The sequence below is a fragment of the Kribbella sp. NPDC059898 genome (assembly GCF_042730855.1).
Classification (GTDB): Bacteria; Actinomycetota; Actinomycetes; order Propionibacteriales; family Kribbellaceae; genus Kribbella.
On the sequence record NZ_JBHWKR010000026.1, the window covers coordinates 55,418 to 71,872 of the forward strand.

At 67.4% G+C, this 16,455-nt stretch carries 21 protein-coding genes and 1 pseudogene; 10 read left to right on the top strand and 12 right to left on the bottom strand.

Annotated features, from left to right (window positions below; translation table 11 throughout):
* Positions 1-61 precede the first annotated feature (61 nt).
* On the top strand, positions 62-853 hold the full coding sequence (locus ACFV9C_RS42775) for an alpha/beta fold hydrolase (protein WP_380203482.1): 792 nt from the start codon (positions 62-64) through the stop codon (positions 851-853).
* Between the two features lie 14 nt (positions 854-867).
* On the opposite strand, the gene ACFV9C_RS42780 is transcribed toward ACFV9C_RS42775, so the two are convergent.
* Positions 868-1,821 carry a nucleotidyl transferase AbiEii/AbiGii toxin family protein gene (locus ACFV9C_RS42780; RefSeq protein WP_380203484.1) on the bottom strand — a complete coding sequence of 318 codons (954 nt, stop codon included), beginning with the start codon at positions 1,819-1,821 and terminating at the stop codon, positions 868-870.
* A complete protein-coding gene (locus tag ACFV9C_RS42785) occupies positions 1,818-2,693 on the bottom strand; it encodes a type IV toxin-antitoxin system AbiEi family antitoxin domain-containing protein (RefSeq protein ID WP_380203486.1) in 876 nt (291 codons plus the stop codon). Before ACFV9C_RS42785 ends, ACFV9C_RS42780 begins: the two co-directional genes overlap by 4 nt.
* Positions 2,694-3,272: 579 nt before the next feature.
* Between ACFV9C_RS42785 and ACFV9C_RS42790 the strand changes: the two genes are divergently transcribed.
* A complete protein-coding gene (locus ACFV9C_RS42790; protein ID WP_380203488.1) occupies positions 3,273-3,614 on the top strand; it encodes a hypothetical protein in 342 nt (113 codons plus the stop codon).
* A 46-nt stretch (positions 3,615-3,660) separates the two neighbouring features.
* Here the strand turns inward: ACFV9C_RS42790 and ACFV9C_RS42795 are convergent, their stop codons facing one another.
* Together ACFV9C_RS42795 and ACFV9C_RS42800 are read right to left on the bottom strand one after the other, a co-directional pair.
* Positions 3,661-4,320 (bottom strand): YdcF family protein, encoded by a 660-nt coding sequence (locus ACFV9C_RS42795; RefSeq protein WP_380203490.1) that lies wholly within the window; start codon positions 4,318-4,320, stop codon positions 3,661-3,663.
* Positions 4,317-5,093, bottom strand: a complete 777-nt coding sequence (locus ACFV9C_RS42800) for a GntR family transcriptional regulator (RefSeq protein ID WP_380203492.1) — start codon at positions 5,091-5,093, stop codon at positions 4,317-4,319. The genes ACFV9C_RS42795 and ACFV9C_RS42800 overlap by 4 nt, the downstream gene beginning before the upstream one ends.
* A 399-nt stretch (positions 5,094-5,492) precedes the next feature.
* Here ACFV9C_RS42800 and ACFV9C_RS42805 point away from each other — a divergent pair, with 399 nt between their 5' ends.
* The 4 genes from ACFV9C_RS42805 to ACFV9C_RS42820 are packed head-to-tail and all read left to right on the top strand — an operon-like array spanning position 5,493 to position 8,893.
* Positions 5,493-6,299, top strand: coding sequence for a hypothetical protein (locus ACFV9C_RS42805; protein ID WP_380203494.1), 807 nt, complete (start codon positions 5,493-5,495; stop codon positions 6,297-6,299).
* On the top strand, positions 6,280-7,779 hold the full coding sequence (locus ACFV9C_RS42810; protein ID WP_380203496.1) for a B12-binding domain-containing radical SAM protein: 1,500 nt from the start codon (positions 6,280-6,282) through the stop codon (positions 7,777-7,779). Before ACFV9C_RS42805 ends, ACFV9C_RS42810 begins: the two co-directional genes overlap by 20 nt.
* Entirely contained in the window at positions 7,776-8,456 is a 681-nt protein-coding gene (locus ACFV9C_RS42815) for a dTMP kinase (RefSeq protein WP_380203498.1), read from the top strand. The genes ACFV9C_RS42810 and ACFV9C_RS42815 overlap by 4 nt, the downstream gene beginning before the upstream one ends.
* The gene (locus tag ACFV9C_RS42820) at positions 8,453-8,893 is read left to right on the top strand and encodes an NUDIX domain-containing protein (protein ID WP_380203500.1); all 441 of its coding nucleotides are present in this window, start codon (positions 8,453-8,455) and stop codon (positions 8,891-8,893) included. The genes ACFV9C_RS42815 and ACFV9C_RS42820 overlap by 4 nt, the downstream gene beginning before the upstream one ends.
* Here ACFV9C_RS42820 and ACFV9C_RS42825 read toward each other — a convergent pair.
* Positions 8,854-9,141, bottom strand: a complete 288-nt coding sequence (locus tag ACFV9C_RS42825; protein ID WP_380203558.1) for a hypothetical protein — start codon at positions 9,139-9,141, stop codon at positions 8,854-8,856. The two genes, ACFV9C_RS42820 and ACFV9C_RS42825, sit on opposite strands and share 40 nt — an antisense overlap.
* On the opposite strand from ACFV9C_RS42825, the gene ACFV9C_RS42830 reads away from it, so the two are divergent.
* Entirely contained in the window at positions 9,043-9,255 is a 213-nt protein-coding gene (locus ACFV9C_RS42830; RefSeq protein WP_380203560.1) for a hypothetical protein, read from the top strand. The two genes, ACFV9C_RS42825 and ACFV9C_RS42830, sit on opposite strands and share 99 nt — an antisense overlap.
* 122 nt (positions 9,256-9,377) lie before the next feature.
* On the opposite strand, the pseudogene ACFV9C_RS42835 reads toward ACFV9C_RS42830, so the two are convergent.
* A pseudogene (locus tag ACFV9C_RS42835) lies at positions 9,378-9,704 on the bottom strand (DUF1016 N-terminal domain-containing protein); the annotation flags it as partial.
* 336 nt (positions 9,705-10,040) lie between these two features.
* Here ACFV9C_RS42835 and ACFV9C_RS42840 point away from each other — a divergent pair.
* The 3 genes from ACFV9C_RS42840 (at position 10,041) to ACFV9C_RS42850 (ending at position 11,753) form a co-directional block, all read left to right on the top strand.
* Positions 10,041-10,385 carry a hypothetical protein gene (locus ACFV9C_RS42840; RefSeq protein WP_380203502.1) on the top strand — a complete coding sequence of 115 codons (345 nt, stop codon included), beginning with the start codon at positions 10,041-10,043 and terminating at the stop codon, positions 10,383-10,385.
* A 102-nt stretch (positions 10,386-10,487) separates the two neighbouring features.
* Positions 10,488-10,847, top strand: a complete 360-nt coding sequence (locus ACFV9C_RS42845; protein WP_380203504.1) for a hypothetical protein — start codon at positions 10,488-10,490, stop codon at positions 10,845-10,847.
* A 402-nt stretch (positions 10,848-11,249) separates the two neighbouring features.
* On the top strand, positions 11,250-11,753 hold the full coding sequence (locus tag ACFV9C_RS42850; protein WP_380203506.1) for an NUDIX hydrolase: 504 nt from the start codon (positions 11,250-11,252) through the stop codon (positions 11,751-11,753).
* A gap of 17 nt (positions 11,754-11,770) precedes the next feature.
* On the opposite strand, the gene ACFV9C_RS42855 is transcribed toward ACFV9C_RS42850, so the two are convergent.
* Genes ACFV9C_RS42855 through folE form a run of 6 tightly spaced genes read right to left on the bottom strand, consistent with a single transcriptional unit; the run spans position 11,771 to position 16,434 of the window.
* Positions 11,771-13,033, bottom strand: coding sequence for a glycosyltransferase family 4 protein (locus ACFV9C_RS42855; RefSeq protein WP_380203508.1), 1,263 nt, complete (start codon positions 13,031-13,033; stop codon positions 11,771-11,773).
* On the bottom strand, positions 13,033-13,680 hold the full coding sequence (locus ACFV9C_RS42860) for an AAA family ATPase (RefSeq protein ID WP_380203510.1): 648 nt from the start codon (positions 13,678-13,680) through the stop codon (positions 13,033-13,035). Before ACFV9C_RS42860 ends, ACFV9C_RS42855 begins: the two co-directional genes overlap by 1 nt.
* Positions 13,658-14,566 carry a DUF2797 domain-containing protein gene (locus tag ACFV9C_RS42865; RefSeq protein ID WP_380203512.1) on the bottom strand — a complete coding sequence of 303 codons (909 nt, stop codon included), beginning with the start codon at positions 14,564-14,566 and terminating at the stop codon, positions 13,658-13,660. Before ACFV9C_RS42865 ends, ACFV9C_RS42860 begins: the two co-directional genes overlap by 23 nt.
* Entirely contained in the window at positions 14,490-15,326 is an 837-nt protein-coding gene (locus ACFV9C_RS42870; RefSeq protein ID WP_380203514.1) for a hypothetical protein, read from the bottom strand. The genes ACFV9C_RS42865 and ACFV9C_RS42870 overlap by 77 nt, the downstream gene beginning before the upstream one ends.
* Positions 15,323-15,817, bottom strand: a complete 495-nt coding sequence (locus ACFV9C_RS42875; protein ID WP_380203516.1) for a 6-pyruvoyl tetrahydropterin synthase family protein — start codon at positions 15,815-15,817, stop codon at positions 15,323-15,325. Before ACFV9C_RS42875 ends, ACFV9C_RS42870 begins: the two co-directional genes overlap by 4 nt.
* A complete protein-coding gene (gene folE, locus ACFV9C_RS42880) occupies positions 15,814-16,434 on the bottom strand; it encodes a GTP cyclohydrolase I (RefSeq protein ID WP_380203518.1) in 621 nt (206 codons plus the stop codon). The genes ACFV9C_RS42875 and folE overlap by 4 nt, the downstream gene beginning before the upstream one ends.
* Positions 16,435-16,455: the final 21 nt, after the last annotated feature.

Consider the following 16,455-nt stretch of genomic DNA (forward strand, 5'->3'; position numbering starts at 1 on the left):
TTGTGTGATCGGTGGCACGGAGCTGACCTACCGACACTCTCCTGGCGAGGGTCCATGCGTCGTGTTCGTATCTGGGCTGGGCGAGGCCGGCGCTGTGTGGGATTTGGTGATCGACTGGCTGCCAGCTGGTACGCCCACCTTCACCTACGACCGGGCGGGCTGCGGCGACTCAGGGACCCTTGACGCTGCCGATCTCGGTCAGGCCCGATCGGTGCAATGGGGTGCGAAACAGTTGGCGATGCTGCTCGAAGCAGCGGAAGTGAAGGGGCCGTGGATTCTCGTCGGGCATTCGATCGGTGGGTTGATCGTCGACGCACTCGCCCGCAGCTGGCCCGAGCAAGTAGCAGGTCTGGTCCTGGTCGACGCGACAGATCCCGCGCTCCACGGGATCCTCGACGATCCTGAAGAGATCCTGGTCGACGGGCGCGAAGGTGAAGGATGGCAGATCTCGATGGCGGCCACTCTGGCCGAGTTCGAGCCCGGCCCGAAGCACAAGATCGACACGCTTGTCATCGGCAGCGCCCAGTGGCGCTGGCTCCGGGTCAAGGACCCGGCGCCGTATCGGCCCCTCACGCTAATCGAAGTCGATCAACGTTGGCACCGCCATCAGTTGGACCTCGCAGCGCGGTGGTCCGGCCATCTCATTGTTGCGCACACCGCGGGGCACCGCGTTCACGAAGAGGCCCCTCGACTTGTGGCCCACGCAACACGGACCTTGATCACTGCGGTGCTCGAGCAGAAGGCGCCCAGGCCGGACCAAGAAGCGCTGGTCAGGAACGGGGGGACAGTCCGTCTTGATGCAACCGGCGCGACTCTCGCGGAATGGAGTCCGACGGGCCCGCGCAACAGCTGAGGACCGCGTCGTATCTATGTCGAGGGTGGACCGTCGAGGCGGTGTTCGGCCGCGTCATCCCAGGTGAGTTGGGTCGGATTCCACCGTCCCGTGGTTCGGGCGCCGGCAAGCAGGGGCCCGAGGCAACGGCCGACGAGGCTCAATGCAGCGTCCAGGGCCTGTAGTGCTGGATGGAGGCTCGTTTCGGCTGCGGAACCGCGATATCCGTGACTCCACGATGGGCCGGGCGATGTGAGTGCATCGGGCAACTCGATGCCTCGCCGGCCGGCCTCACCTCGGAGGGCTCGGAGAGTCTGTGCGGCGTCGAGTTCGTGGGTCGTGACAATGAGGGTCAGGTCGACGAGATCTCGGTATCGTGAGGAGGGCATGTCACGATATCGGCCGTACATCGCGCAGAGCTTGTCGGCCACCTGTTCAGGAAGCGGGTACAGGGCGAACCGCGGCAACGGGTCGGCCCCGGGTAGCTCGACAACCGGTCGTGGCTGCTCCCAGTCGACCGGTTCGGCTGCACGCTGGTTCAGGGACAGATCGATCGGGAAGTTCCCGCCGTACTCGGCGGCTCCGATGTATCCAGTGACCTTGAGGGTGGCGACGACATGGTCGTGGTCCTGGCCGCCTCCGCGCTGGGGATCGCCGATGACGAACGTGAACAGGTCGCCGGCGAGTGCCCGTGTGGCAAGCCGGCGCAAGTCATCGACCGCCCCAGCAAGTTCCTGGTCGGCCGCGGCGTAAAACAGGTCGATGTCCTTGCTGTAGCGGGCGGACGGGCTGCGGACGACCAGACTCGTGCCACCCTTGAGGACCCAATCGTTCGTCGGGTCGACGAAGATTCGGGCCAGGAACCTCTGCAGGATCAGCTCTCTGCGAACTCGCTCTGCCGGCAGGCCACGCGCAGCCGCCGCGGCCTTGACGCTACGCTCGATGCCAACCCGGAACGCGTTCGCGTTCCGGTACGGCCTGCCGCTCACCGCTCGGCCCGCAGCTGGTTGCTTGCGGCGGCCTGGATGGCGGCCAGGAACCTCTTTCTCGTTTCAGGATCGAGCGCATCCCACAGCGCGTGCTTGGCCACTTCATCGACCGCGGCGCTGTCGACAGCCGAGACCAACGGCCGAAACAGTTCGGGATCGGTGTTTGCTGCGATGAACTTCGCGACCTGGCCGAAAGTCCCCTGACCGCGGACAAGATCGCTCGCCCGCTCAGTGGTCGCAGGGAGCCCCGCCTCGCTGACAAGCCGCTCAACGAGTGCTCTTCCGTTTCCGAGAGTGGCGTTGTAGCGGTGTGCGTAAGGTGCGAGCGCTGCGCTGAGGTCGTCGATGTCGACGACGGCGGTTGCCACGGCGTCCCTGACGATGCCGGCCAGGTGACCGCCATCGATATTCGCGGCCGCGAGATCCACGATTGTCGCCATGATCGTGGTTACGGGTAGACCAGCTACCCGGGACCACGATCTCGGGTCAATGGGTGCTGAGCGGGTGTGAAGACGTACGTCGGGACGGCGTGACTGCCGGCGCCCGTGGACGGTGAACTCGAGGACGTCGGCATCCAGATCTCCGAGGCCGTGCAGCGCCGCCGCGGAGCGGTGCGATACGACTGCGTCGACCTGCTGCTGCGCGAGCCGATCGATGGCGGTGCGTTTCGGGTCGAGCCCGAGCCATGCGGCTCGGAGGTCGTCGTGGGGGTCATAGGCGCTGCCGGTGATCTTGTAGACACCGTGAGTAAGCCTGGTCAGGGCGCCGCGGTCGGCCCAACGAGCCAGCTCTGCGGCGCTCACGCCTAGCTGTCTTGCCTGGCCTGTAGTGATCAGGCCCCACTGCTCACCAGCAAGCTCGGCCACCTGCATCAACCCAGACAATCTTCGACCTCCCATCACCTACTGCAATAGTCTACACCAGTGTGGAAGGTTGAAGTATGTGTGCGACTGCTGCGGAAGTCGCGTGAGACCTGAGTCTATTGGCGCAGGCCGCTTAGGACATCAGCGTGCACCTCGCATTCGGCGTGGGACCGCATCGCTGCCGTGGCGCCACCATGGCCCGCTACGAGATCCGTACCGCGGCACGCGTTGCCGCAACACGGCTCCCGAACGCACAGTTGTCCGGACAACCGGAATGGCGACCGGACTATTTCTTCCGCGGTCTCACCGATCTCCGCATCACCTGGTGAACCAACCAACTGCCAACTGACGCAGAGCCCGCTACAACTCGGGACCGAAGCACGTGGTTCCCGCTGCACCCTCTTCGTTTAGGCGCCGCGGGAGCCACACGCCCAGGCCGAGCTGTTCTCCGGGGTAAGGCGAGCAGGCCGACGGTTCACTCCGGCTGCCTGGGCTGGTCAAAGGGGAGTTATCTCAGGCCTCGTAGGCTTGTCGGTGCTGGCTGACGCGCCGTCGACGACGTCGGTGAGCAGAAGGGAGTCGACAACGATGGCGAGTTCAGTGGCTGTCGGCAACGCCTCGGGCGAAGTTCGCGATGCCGCCGATCGGTGGGACGCCGCCGAGAAGGAGCTGCTCACCCTGGACGACGAGTTCCGCACCGAAGCCGGCTACGCATACGACGACTGGAACGCTCCCGAGCTCCACGACATCGTCAACGTCTACGCCGCCGACGCCAAGGCGTGGATGCTCAACCACCTGGGTGACCACAAGTCCGGCACGTACGACCGGCACTTTCTCGCGCCCGCGGCGATGGACACGGACGCCGAGATCGAGCAGCAGAACAAGCCGATCCGTGAAGTCGCACAGCTGGCCGGAGAGCCCGGCGCCTGACGGGAAAGCCATTGAGGACCGCCCAGCGTAGCGGTCACAACTCCAGCTACGTGACGAGTCGTCGGGTGTAGCCGGCTTCGACGAGGCTGGCGTAGGCCGCGCGCACGTCCGCTGGCACAGGCTGGGGGATCGCGAAGCCCTTCTCGGCGAAGACGTCGATGCGCTGGGTGTCGCCGACGAGCATGTTGAGGACTCGGTCGGCGTCGCCGATGGAGGCGACGTAGTGCTCGAGCGGGAGCGGCTGGGAGGCGCAGACCGGTTCGACGTCGGGCCAGAGTTTGCGGCAGGTGGCATAGGCGCGGCGTTGTTGGTAGGGCCGAGAGATCAGCATCACGGTCTGCGGGAAGAGTCCTTGCTCAGCAAGCGCGGCCCGGGCAAGTTCAAGGTTCTCGCCGGTGTTGGTGGCCTTGGGTTCGATGATGATGTCGTCGGCGGGCACACCGAGTTCGAGTGCGTGCTCGGTGTAGTGGATGGCTTCGCCGCGGGGGAATCGTTCGATGGTGGTGGGGGCGTTCGCGCCGGTGAACAGGATCTTGGGGAACAGGCCGCGGTGGTAGAGCTGGGCGGTGTAGGTGGCGACACCGAGGTCGTGGCTGCCGAGGCCGATGCCGACGTCGACGGGCCGGAGCTCGTGGTGGAGGTCGTGGTAGTCCCACAGGATCTGCGCGGCGGCGAGGTGGGCGGCTGGGATGCGGGCGACGGTCATTCGGGGATCCGGAAGGTGTAGGTCCAGGAGAAGCGGCTGGCGGCGTGGATCCCGCGGGCGAACTCGACGACGCGGCCGCTTCTGGTCATGGTCGTGCGGTGCAGCTCGACGACCGGTTCACCGACGGCGGGTAGTGCGAGCTGTTCGATCTCGGCGGGTGTCGGTTCCCGCGAGTGGAAGGTCTCGGTGATGGTGTCGGGTTCGAGGCCTTGCATCGTCAGTACGGCGAATCCGCCGCCGCGGCCGGCGGGGCCTGGGGTGGGGTCGACCAGGGGCGTGCCCTCGACGTCGTCGGGCAGGTAGTAGCTGGTCAGGGTGTGAGTCGGGCTCCCGGCTGCGTCCCGCACCAGCCGGGCGCGTTCGTAGACCTGGTCGCCGATGTCGATGCCGAAGGCCTCGGCGGTGGCGGCGTCGGCCTCGACGAGTGCGACGGTTTGAGTCTGGTCGGTCGGTTTCCACGGTTGGCCGGATGCTTCGCGGTCGGCGATGAAGGCGACGACGTTCCCGAACTTCCACTTGCTCTTGGCGTACCGCTCGGCGCCGAGCCGGCGCATCGGTGGCCGCGCGCGGACGACGGTTCCTCGGCGGCGGACCGGGGTCACGAGGCCTTCAGTGGCCAGGAGCTGGATCGCGTAGCGAACGGTCTTCACGTTGACGTTGTGCTCGGCTGCGAGCAGTTGCTGCTTCGGCAAGGTGGAGCCGGGCGGGTAGTCGCCGCGCATGATCGCTTCGCGCAGTGTCGCCGCGATCGCCCGGTAGCCGCCGCCTGTCATCGTCCTCCTCGCGTGATCGCGCAACGGTAGCCGTGCGCTCCCGCCTCACGGCCTCCAGGGTAATAGAACCCCCTCTATTGACAGATGTCCGACACGACGGCTTAATAGAACCACCTCTAACCGACTGTGATCGGGTGTGTGGGATCAGTGTGACCACCTGGTCGCGGCTTCCCCGGATGCCCGGAGCCTGATGGGGGTCTAAGCCCGGTGGGCGGTCGTACTGGCCCTGCCCCTGCGACCGTCCGCCGTTCCAACATCCCTGCGCCGGTACCTGTGCCGACAGCTGCACCTGGAAGGACGTCGAATGGCTCACGCGGCCCGGTACGAAGCGCCGGCGTACCGGGCCGGGGGCGAGCGCGTTAACTATGACGCGCGTTCACCTCACGAAGGGACTTCCCGATGCCGAACCTGATGCAGGAACACCCTGGCTGGATCGCTACTCCGACCGGCTTCGCGCGGGTCATGCGGTCCGGAGCGACCACTTGGCACCTGACGTGGGAATCGGCCACCGGTGTTCTCGACGTGTCACCCGCGCGAGAGGCGCAGCTCGGCGACCCGCCGCCGTTCGTCGACGTCGTCGACCCGAAAGCGGCGGCCGAGCTGTTCAGTCCGCTCGGCGTGGCGCTGGCGGCCGCGGGGCCGGTGGCCCGGGTCCGCAACTGCGACCTGTGGGACGCGATCGGTACGGCGATCAACCGGCAGGTCGTGACGGCCGGCCAGGCCAGGGCCACGCATCAGCTGTTCTGCACCACGTTCGGCGAACAGGTGCTGACCCCAGCTGGAGTGATGTTCTTGTTCCCCTCGGCCGAGCGCGTCGCGGAGCTGGCTGATGGGGACTTCGACGGTCTCGGGATGAAGTTCAAGCGCCCGATCCTGCGCGCGGCCGCGGACGCGTACCTGGCCAACAAAACGACGTGGGTCGAACTGGCACCAGCCGAGCTCGTCGCTGCGCTGCGCAGGGTCTATCGGGTCGGCCCGTGGACCGCCGGTGCGGCCGCGGCGGACTGGTCGAACGACTTCACCCAGTACCCGTACTACGACATGGCTGTCCGGCACTGGGCGCGTAGCGCGGCGCCCGGCCTCGACTGGCCGGACACCGACGCCACGTTCGGGCCGCTGTGGCGGTCCGAAGCGGGCGACCACCTGTCTGCACTGACCCTGCTCACCCTTGCCCAGGGAGGCGCACGTGTTACCAGCGAACCTTGACCCCACCTGTGACCACGGTCTTGCCGAGGCAAGCGTTGTCGCCGGCGGCGATCCCGGCCGACGGCTGGATCTTCTGCTCGTCAACGCACCACTTCGTGACTACTCGCTCCGCCCCAGGGTGAACGACTTCACCCTCCCGGTTCTCGGGATGGCCTACATCGCCACTGCGGCCGCCGGTGCCGGGTTCAACACCGGCGTACTCGACGCCGAAGCCCACGGCCTCGGGATCGACCAGACCATTGCCCTGGTCAACCAACTCGCGCCGCGCTGGGCCGGGTTCAACCTCCTGGCCCCGACCTACGAGATCAGCGCGCGCATCGCCGCCGGTCTGGACCCGAGCATCATGCTGATGCTCGGCGGCCACCAGGCCAAGGCGATGCCGACCGAGATCCTCACCGACCCCCGCATGCGCGCCGCCGCTGCACTTGTCCTCGGAGAAGGCGAGACCCGGGTCGTCGAGCTCCTCCACGACCACCGCCGGCGCGCCGACCTTCCCGGCGTCATGTGGCGCGACCGGCTGCTCGGCACAATCAACTCCGGACGCGGAAGCAACGCCCACCTCGCGCCGCCGATCGACGACCTCGCGTACGTCGACCGCCGCTACCTGGTCCAAGACCCTTACCTGGCAGGCGACGGGCGGCTGGAAGCGAACATGGTCGGCGCCCGCGGCTGCCCCTACGACTGCTCGTTCTGCGGCGCCGCGGTCTCGGCGAACCCCGACATCACGATCCGGGTCCGTACCGCGGGGAACATCCTCGGCGAGATGTACGAGCTCCGCGACCGGTACGGCGTGACGGCGTTCCGGTTCGTCGACGACCTCTTCCTCGGGGTCCCGCGCGTGATCAAGGCGATGATGGAGCCGTTCGCCGCGGAGCGGGTGGGGGAGTGGGCCCAGTGGGATGCCACCGGCCGCATCAACGTCCTCGACAAGGTCGACGACGCCGGTCTCGACCGTCTCGCCGCGAACGGCCTGCGGGAAGTGGCCCTCGGCATCGAGTCGGGCAACCCACGGGTCCTTCGCTACATCGACAAGCGGATCGACCCCGGCATGGTGCAGCGCACCGTATGTCGGCTGACCGAGCGCGGGATCCGCGTGAAGGGCTACTTCATCCTCGGATTCCCCGGCGAGCAGCGCGCCGAGATGCTCGACACCGTCGCCCTGGTGCGCGAACTGTGGGAGATGACCGATCATCTGCCGGGCAGCTTCCGGGCCTCGGTGTTCGAGTTCCGGCCCTACCCCGGTACGCCGGAATGGGACCGGCTGATGGCGAGCGGCCGCTACACCGCCGAGCAGCTGCTCGCCTACGGGGCGGTCGACCTGACCGATGAGGGCCTGGACGAGGCGATGCGCTCGCGCGACGAGTTCAACTTCTCGGTTGGGATCCAGTTCGGAGAGCCGCCCGTGGACGAGGTCCGCCGGCACATGGCCGACCTGTCCCGGGAACAGTTCGCGCGCAACAGCGCAAGGGCGGTCGCATGACCAGGGACCGCCGGTGGCCCGGCTTCTTCGTCACCCTCGACGGCCCGGGCGGGGTCGGCAAGTCGACCGCGATCGCCGGCCTGACCGCCGAGCTCGCCGAGTACTGCATCCCGGTCCAGCAGACGGCCGAGCCCTCGCGCGGTGCGATCGGTCAGCTCGCGCGGCACGGCACCCACGAGTTCAGCGGCCGAGCACTGGCCTGCCTGGTCGCGGCCGACAGGTACCACCACCTCGACACCGAACTCCGGCCCGCGCTCAACGCCGGCCGGCTCGTCCTGTGCGACCGGTACGTCGCCACCTCGCTGGTGCTGCAGCGCCGCGACGGCGTACCGGTGGACTTCATCGACGCCATCAACAGCGCCGCCGACGCCCCCGACCTGGCCGTCATCCTGACCGCCACGGCCGCGACCATCCGGGCCCGGCTGCGCGCCCGCGGCGTCAGCTCCGGCCGGTTCGAGGACAACGGCGGCACCGACATCGACCTGGGCTACTACGCCGATGCTGCCGATCGGCTCGCGGGCCGCGGTGTCGACGTGCTGACCGTCGACGTCGACGCACACCGGCCGTGCGACACGGTCCGCGCGATCAGCACCGCGATCCGCGCCAGGTGGGCTAGCCTCGCTGAACCAACCCCGCAACTGGCACCCACCGACTACCAGCAAGGCGCGACAGCATGAAACCTGAGCGGTTCCGCACCATCATCGACGTCCACCTCCTACTGATCCGTGACGGCCAGATCCTGCTGGCACAGCGACAGGGAACCGGGTACGCCGACGGGCAGTGGCACATGCCGTCCGGACACCTCGAGGAGGGCGAGAGCCCCATCGAGTGCGCTGCGCGCGAGGCCTACGAGGAGACCGCCATCAAGGTCGACCCAGGCGCCCTGCGGCTGGTCCACGCGATGCACCGGAGTCACGCGACGGAGCTGCCTCGCGTCGGCCTGTTCTTCATCGCGACCGCGTGGGAAGGCGAGCCGGTCAACGCAGAGCCGCACAAATGCGGCGCGATCGAGTGGTTCCCGCTCGACCAGCTGCCAGACGACATGGTGCCGTACCCGCGCGCAGGGCTCGACAACTACCTCAGCGGTACGGCGTACGCCGAGCTGGGCTGGTAACACCAGCCTTTGCCCCGCGCCACACCACCGCACGGGCAATGTCGGACGGAATCACACCGGGGGAGTGCGGCGGGTTGCCCGCGATCGCCGCGATCGCAGCCTCGACGTGTGGGGCCAGCTTCAGGACGAATCGCCGGCAATCTTCCGGCATGAGCATGGCTGAAGCCTCGTCCGAACTCGGACAGAGTCTGCTGCAAGCTGTCGATCAACCCCTGCTCGAGCTCGCGCTCGTGGGCTGGCTCGGTGATGTCGAGGAAGTCGAAGACATAGGGATCGCGTGTGAGCTGCTGAGCGAGTTCCGAATCTGCAGGAGCAAGCAGGGAAGCGAAGTTCGAAGGTGCTGCGCCTTGACGCTCGTGTAGCCGGTTCTTGATCTGGTTGAGCAGCACGTTGCGCGACCAGCCGCGCTCGACCGCAGTAGCCGCGTGGCCCATGGCAATTGCGCAGCAGGTTGGTGCGCAATTGGATCGGGCCAGGCCTGGGCCGCGGCTGCCATGTACTGAAGGTTCCGCCCGGAGAACCCGCGCATCTCCGGGAACTCGGCGCGCAGGTCGTCCGCGAGCCGATGGATGACCCGCGTTCCCCAGCCCTCGCTGGACTGACGATCCAGGATCGCCTGACCGATGCTCCAGTACAAGGACAAGAGTTCGGTGTTCACGACGCGGTGCGCACGCAGCCGGGCGGCCCGGACCTCGTCCTTGAGCCGGGCGAGCAACTCACCGTAACCCGCGGGCTGGAGATCTGCATTCACGCGTGGCCGCCGGGTGTCAGGCGATGCGAGGTGCGCCGGTGCATGGCATGGGGCTGTCACCGAATCCGTCGACGGAGCATTTGCGCCGAGTTCGTCCGACAGCGCCTTGTGGGGCGCGGGCGTCCCTTGCCATCTGCATGTTGGTCAGCGTAGATCCCGTGCCGACCGTGCCGATCGTGCCGACCGCGCACGGGCGGGCGGTGGCGACTGTCGCAGAGGACTGACGACGGGGGCTCTACTCGTGCGAAATGGTTGACCCTGGTCAAGGAATGTGGAACGGTTGACGCTGGTCAAGAGTTTTGTGTCAGGGAGGTCGGTGGGACCATGATCATCGGAAGTGCCGGCACGTCAACCAGGACAAGTGCCGGCGGTAGAGCGTCGCCGAGCCGGGCTTCGATGGGCAGCCCCGAGTCCCGCGATCGGACCCGCCGGGCGCACGCGGCATTGCTAGGGGTGGCCAGGGGAGCGCTTGATCTGTGCCAGAGCGCGGCATTCGTGCGCCTGGCGTGGACACCGAACTTCGAAGTCACCGTCGTTGCCGTACTTGACGAACGCTGGACGGTGCTTGCGGACGGTTCTGTCGTCGATCACCTCGCCCCGTGGACGTCGGCACTGACGGCATCGACCTTCAACGTCTGGCAGCCGCATCTCACCCAGCTGGCACCAAGCGACGGCACGGAACTGTGCCTCATCGATATCGTCTACGTCATGGCGACCTTCGGTGACCTCTGGGCGCCGTAACCACCAGCAGGTATATGCGGGAAGATCGCCGGACACCGCGCGGCCGGCTGATGCCTGGCCAGCACCCTTGCATCAAAATGCGAACAGATAAGGAGGCAGCAGGTGCCTGACAGACTGCCCGGCGAGATCCAGATCGAGCGCCAGGACGGCAGCACAATGCTGCGGCTGCGCTGTCCAGACTGTGGAGCAATCGACAGCATCATGGAGGTCAGCGAGACCACTCGCTGGACCAAGGTCGATGAGGTATGGAAAGTCGGCGACGACCTTCATATCCACTGGACTACCACCGAAGTGGACTCCATGCATACGAGGTTCTGTTGCGCAGAGTGCGACGCGACCCTGGTGCTGGCCCAGGCGATGTATCACTCATCCGACGAGGCCCCTGACCCGCGCAGGATCGACCCGGCCGACCTGCAAGGTCCGTCCTCACCGGCCGCGCTGCCGGACCGTAGCCCGGCATGAGACCGGAAGGTGTTGCCGACCACGGCCCAGCCGGCCGCGGCGGAGGTCCTCTTGCCGTGCCCCCAATCGCGGACGGCGATGAGCAAGTCTGGCGACCTCGTGGGCTGCGAACCAGTGCTGCGCCTCAGTATCGGCTGCGAGAAGGCGAGGGCCGACCAAGACGCGTGCTGTGCCGCCACGAGCTGCGCCTCGCGCCCAGTCTCGGAGCCGAGGCGAGACCTGAACTGCCACTGAGCCCAGCTGAGCCTTCTCGGCGTATCCGACTACCAGATCTCTGAACGCCTCAAGCCGCACATCCTCCGCCATGCCTCTGTCCTTCATCACGGCACCGACAGCTCGCCACGAACACTGAGCGGCGAGTCGAGCACCAAGGTCCTCGAGGTCGGCGATACCGTGCGGAACGTGACCGAGACGGCGAGTCCGCAGTACGTGTGGTTTCCGTACGCCGTACCTGCGAACAAACGCATCGCCCAGGTATACGGCTGGCTTTTCGACCACCACGGCCGGGTCCTGATCCAGGAGACCGCTGGAGGCTGGAATCTGCCGGGTGGGTCTCCCGAAGACTTTGACGAATCGAGCGAGGCGACCCTTCGGCGAGAAGCCCTCGAAGAGTCACAGGTCGAGATCGACGATCTGGCTTACCTCGGCTACGAGTCCGGCTCACACGAGAACAATGCCGCGTGTACGCGCTATGCCGGCCTGATTGCCGGATTCCGCCCACGGCATGCGGATCCAGACGGAGGCGCTTTGCACGGGCGCTGGCTAGTCCCGCTCGACGAGGCCTGCCGATTACTGGGCTGGGGCGAGGCCGGAACACGGCAAGCCGCGGCCGCGGCCGCGGCTGCGGGAAGCCGTTGGCGGCTGCCTGTCGAATGCCCGACCGCAGCAGCGCAGCACGAGGACTGACTGAAGCTCCTTCGGGGCTAGTCGACTTCGTCGACGAGGCGAGCAACGAACGCCCTGACGGCCGCGGAATGGTCAAACCGACGACGTGCGTCGGCTTGAGCCCGGTCCCGCATCAGCGCACGATCCGCCGGACCGGTGTTCACTGCCCGGCGAAGTGCAGATGCGAGCGAGACCGGGTCGGCCGGAGCGCAGGTGTAGCCGGTAAGCCCGTCGGCTACCTGATCGACCAGGCCCCCGGCCGTCGTTGTTACGACCGGCGACGCTCCGGCTGCGTGCGCCTCGAGCGGGATCCTGCCGAAGGGCTCGGTGCGTGAGGGGACGACAACGACGTTCAGCGCCGGGTGCCACAGCAGGGACCGGACGGCCGGCGAGAAGGTCGTCAGCAGCGACACGTCCAGACCCTCATCGAGGATCCGTCGCTGCAGGTGGCGCTGGTAGCTGGACACCTCCAGTCCGTCGGTGACAGCCGCCAAGACGGTGTGCGGAACGGAGACATGCTGCTCGCGGAGGATGTTGAGCGCATCAAGCAGGTCGTCGAACCCCTTGTAGGGGGTCGCGCGGCCCATGGAGAGCACGAACCCTGCTGCGCCGTGCCCGGGGGGCTGCATCGGGCCGTCCAGCGGTGGTCGCCAATCGGCGTCGACGAGTCCATTCGGCAGATCAATGATCTGTTTGGGATCGACCAAGTAGTCGCTCTGCAGGTGCTGACGCATGTGGGCCGAGATGGCTGCCACTCGTGCTCCGCGGCCCGTCGCGGACGTCAGCGCGCGGGTTTCCCAGGCAATGCGTTTGGCGTCGTCCGGGGTATGAAGCTTCGCGCTCGAGCGGGGAACCAGGACCAGCCTGCCGGTTAGATCTGTGTCGAGGGCGCTGCCGAGGCCGAAGAACGGGACATCAAGGGCAACGATCCACGGTCTCGGGCCACCTGCGATGTTCGCGAACCGCGTTCTGAGATGCCGGGCGGCGTCCTGGGCTACGTGGTCGAAGCTGGGGATACCTGCGAATCGGACTTGACCGTCGGTGCCGTTCTCCAAGGGAACGACCGCGCAGCGCGATCCATGCGGACGTGCGTCCTCCAGAAGGGCTTTGGTTGCCATGTGCCACTGCCTGTCGTACTCGCTGCTGGTCGGGTCAAGGCGGACCGGCATCACGAGGAAGTCTGTGGCCGGAGGCAACTGTTCGATCAGCTGCCCGAGCAGGGCACGATTGGATTGGCCCGCGCCGGTACCGCAACCGTAGAAGCCGTCATGCATGAGGACCGCGACAGTGAGCGATCTCATCAGCCGAGGCCCTCGTGCTCGAGGGCGGCGACCGCCTCGGTAATGGTCGGGGCGTGCAGATGACGCCAGTTGGCGGCTGCAAGGCGCTGCGCGAGACCGCGGTGAGCCGGTGCGATGGCAGCGACGGGGTCTGTGTAGAACCGAGCGAGAAGGCCCAGCGCAGCCTGATGGGCCCAGACGTGGCCGGGGTTGAGGCGTGCGGCGCGTCGCGCCAGGCTCGTGCCCGGATCGACGTGTAGCACGACGTAGGTGTCGGCGATGTCGAGTTCCCCGGCGGCGAGGCATTGAACGGCCCAGGTTGCTCTGTGGGTGAGGAGTGCGTGGTCGGCGAGGCTCGCGGCGTACGCGAGGGAGGTGAGCCAATCGCGATCCAGCCACACCGGCTGTTGCCCCTGCCGCCGGGCGTTTCGGGCCTGCGCGTTCTTGATCAGCCAGTTGCGCTGGTGGGAGACGTCGTCCTCGACAGACGGATGCCTGCCGACCGGGACTGTCGTCCCAGCCGGAGTCGTGTACTCGCCGAGGACCACATGGCCCCTGCTTTCGAGGATCTGCAGCGCCGTGGTCTTGCCTGCTCCAGGCATGCCTTCGGCAACAACCAGCCGTTCGGTGCGTCGTGGGTGTGTCTCAGAAGAGGGTGTCGTCAGCATCGGGGCTCCGAGGCCGGGTCCGCGCAACAGCGACGATCCCGGCGGTGCGGTCGGCGATGGCAGGTGACGTGGGACGGCCGGCCAGAAGGCGGCTGTCGACCAGCGTCGGACCAGCGCCGACAAGGTCAATGAGGAGGTCGCGCCCGCAGGCGATGAGCACCGTGCCGACGAGAGCCGCGTCCGCGGCCAGATCGGTGAGCTCGTCGTAGCTGTCGGGCAGCGAGGCGATGCCGAACTGGTCGAAGTTGTCATGCACCTCCGGCCCGAGCGGCGTGATGTCGTCTGAGGCCAAGCCCTGGACGAGTCGACGCGCGGTCGCCAGTTCGCCAGCACGCGATGCGGCGCTGCTCGGCGACCACCACGCCGTCACCTTCTCGGGCCTGCGACGACGCTGAGGGGCGATCCGTGCGGCCGAGACTCGCTGTTCCAGGTGGCGAACCGCCGGCCTCGATCCAGAGCCGATCCAGACGTAGGCGATGGCTCCCTGCTCGGCGAGCCGATCTGCGCCACGCTCAACCGCGGTCATTCCGACCTTGAGCAGCTGAGGCCCGAACCACGCCAGGTAGAGCGCGTGGCGCCTTCCATCGTCATGGATCTCGTCGCGAGCGAACGCGCGGCCAGGATCACTCGCGCTGCAGGTCTCACATTGAGCCACGCCACCAGCCGCAGCGATCTCCCGGCCTTGCGGGCAGGGGCGGCGCCGCCCAGCCTCTGGCAGCCACCAGCCGACGCACCGTCGCGGCCCGCCGAGGCACACCGCGACGCGGTCACCCGGGGCGACAGGGACGTTGTTGGGGTTTCCTGCCCGGTCAGCGAGCGCGAGAACGGGGCTGCTCGAGTCCCAGAAGATGCCGGTAGTGATCCACTCGATCGGTCGCGTGTCCACTGTCGTACCTCCGGTACAGATCGTTGTGATCGCCGGCGAGCAGGCGCAGGTCGCACCAGGTTTCGCCGGGGTTGTCGGGCATGTGCAGGTGGTTGCGCAGCAGGTCACCGTGGCCGAGGGCTCGCCGGATTGATCGCTTGTACTCGGTGCCGGCGCGGGCCGGGGTCTTGGCCCGCAGGGTCAGGACCGTGCTCGGCGACGACGTCAGGTAAGCATCACGGCCGCTGACGAACGCGGCGCCGTAAGCGTCGGGGTAGAGCCGCCGTACGTCGGCGACGGTGAGGGCGCGTGTGATCCGCTCGTGGATCTCGAAGTCCACAGAGAGCAGATCGGTCACAGCGCCCAGTTCGGTGCCCGGCTTGACCATGGCCACGCCGGAGACGAGCGCCGGCCAATGGATCTGGGGTTCGGGGGAGCGCAGCGACACGGCCCAGGCCGTGAAGCAGCCACACTCGTTGTCGCCATCGGGCCCCGGGTGGGTCGGAGCATTGCTGGTCAGGTCGACGACAAGCCGCCGGCAGGCGTCGCACTCGGCCATGCGGGCGCCCAGTTGGAGCAGGTGCGCCAATCCGAGCGTGCTCGCGGGCAGCCCCGTCCGGAAGCAGACCCACCAGATGTCCCACGGACTCCGCGGCCGCCAACCGGTGACGTCGGGCAACTGGCCGGCGCTGAGCTGGTCGACCAGTAAGCTCAGGATCAGCGTGACCTGCCCTCGATGACCGAGGCCGGCGCGGACCGTCGGGCGGTCGGCGGCCGTCACAGCGACACCTCGACTCGTGCCGAGCTGGTCGGAGACTCTGCAAGCTCGAGAGCAACCTTGGTGACCCCCGGGCTCGGTGGCAGCTGGTTCATGACCCGGTCGAGAAGGTACGTGGCGATCGCCTCGGTGCTGGTGCTCGTTGTCGGCAGCAACAAGACGTCCTCGGCCGGCAGGCTGTACTGCTTGCCGGCACCGGTGACGACGACCTGGTCGCTGTGCCGCTCGATCGTCACCTCAGGAGTATCGAGCGCGAACAGCGTGCGCTTGCGCATCGGCGCGAGAACCGCGCGCAGCGCGGCTTTCACGACGACGAAGTCCACGACCATGCCGTCGGCGTCGAACGTGCCCGTGAGATGAACAGCCACCGTGAACGTGTGGCCGTGGAGACACTCGAAGCGGCCGTCGTGGATACCGCTGTGCGCGGCGGAGAAGGCGAACTCGCCGCCGCCGATCGTGATGGTGGTCGCGGTGGTCATCAAGGTCGTCGTCATCGCGTGCTCCCGGTCAGCGCCATGAACTCCTGGCGGGCGCTCGCGTCCTTCCGCAGCACGCCGCGAACCTCGGAGGTGACCGTCTCGGCGCCCGCGACCCGCGCGCCGCGGAGTCTCATGCACATGTGCTCGGCACGCATCACGACCCCGACACCCTGCGGCGAAAGACGCTCCTCGAGGAACCTGGCGACCTGCATGGTGAGTCTCTCCTGGACCTGCGGGCGGCAGGAAAACAGTTCGACCACGCGGGCCATCTTCGACAAGCCGAGGATCTTCTTGCCGGGAAGGTAGCCGACATCGGCGGTGCCGATGAACGGCAGGCCGTGATGCTCGCACACGCTGGCGAACGGGATCGCTCTCTCGATCACCAGCTCTCGGTACTCCTCGTCGTTTTCGAACACCGTGAAGTTGAACGGGCGCGGCGTGAACATCTCGGCGTACGCCCGCGCCATCCTGCCGGGGGTGTCAGCCAGTCCGCCCTGATCGAGGTCGAACCCGAGCGCGGACAGGAACCCTGCTGCAGCCGTCGTTGCGGCCGTCAGATCCACTCCCTGGTCGGCCGAGATAGGCGCGTGCGGCGCCTCTTCGCTCGGACCGGACAGATGCAATGCGGTCATTCCCACTCCCTTGGTGCAAGA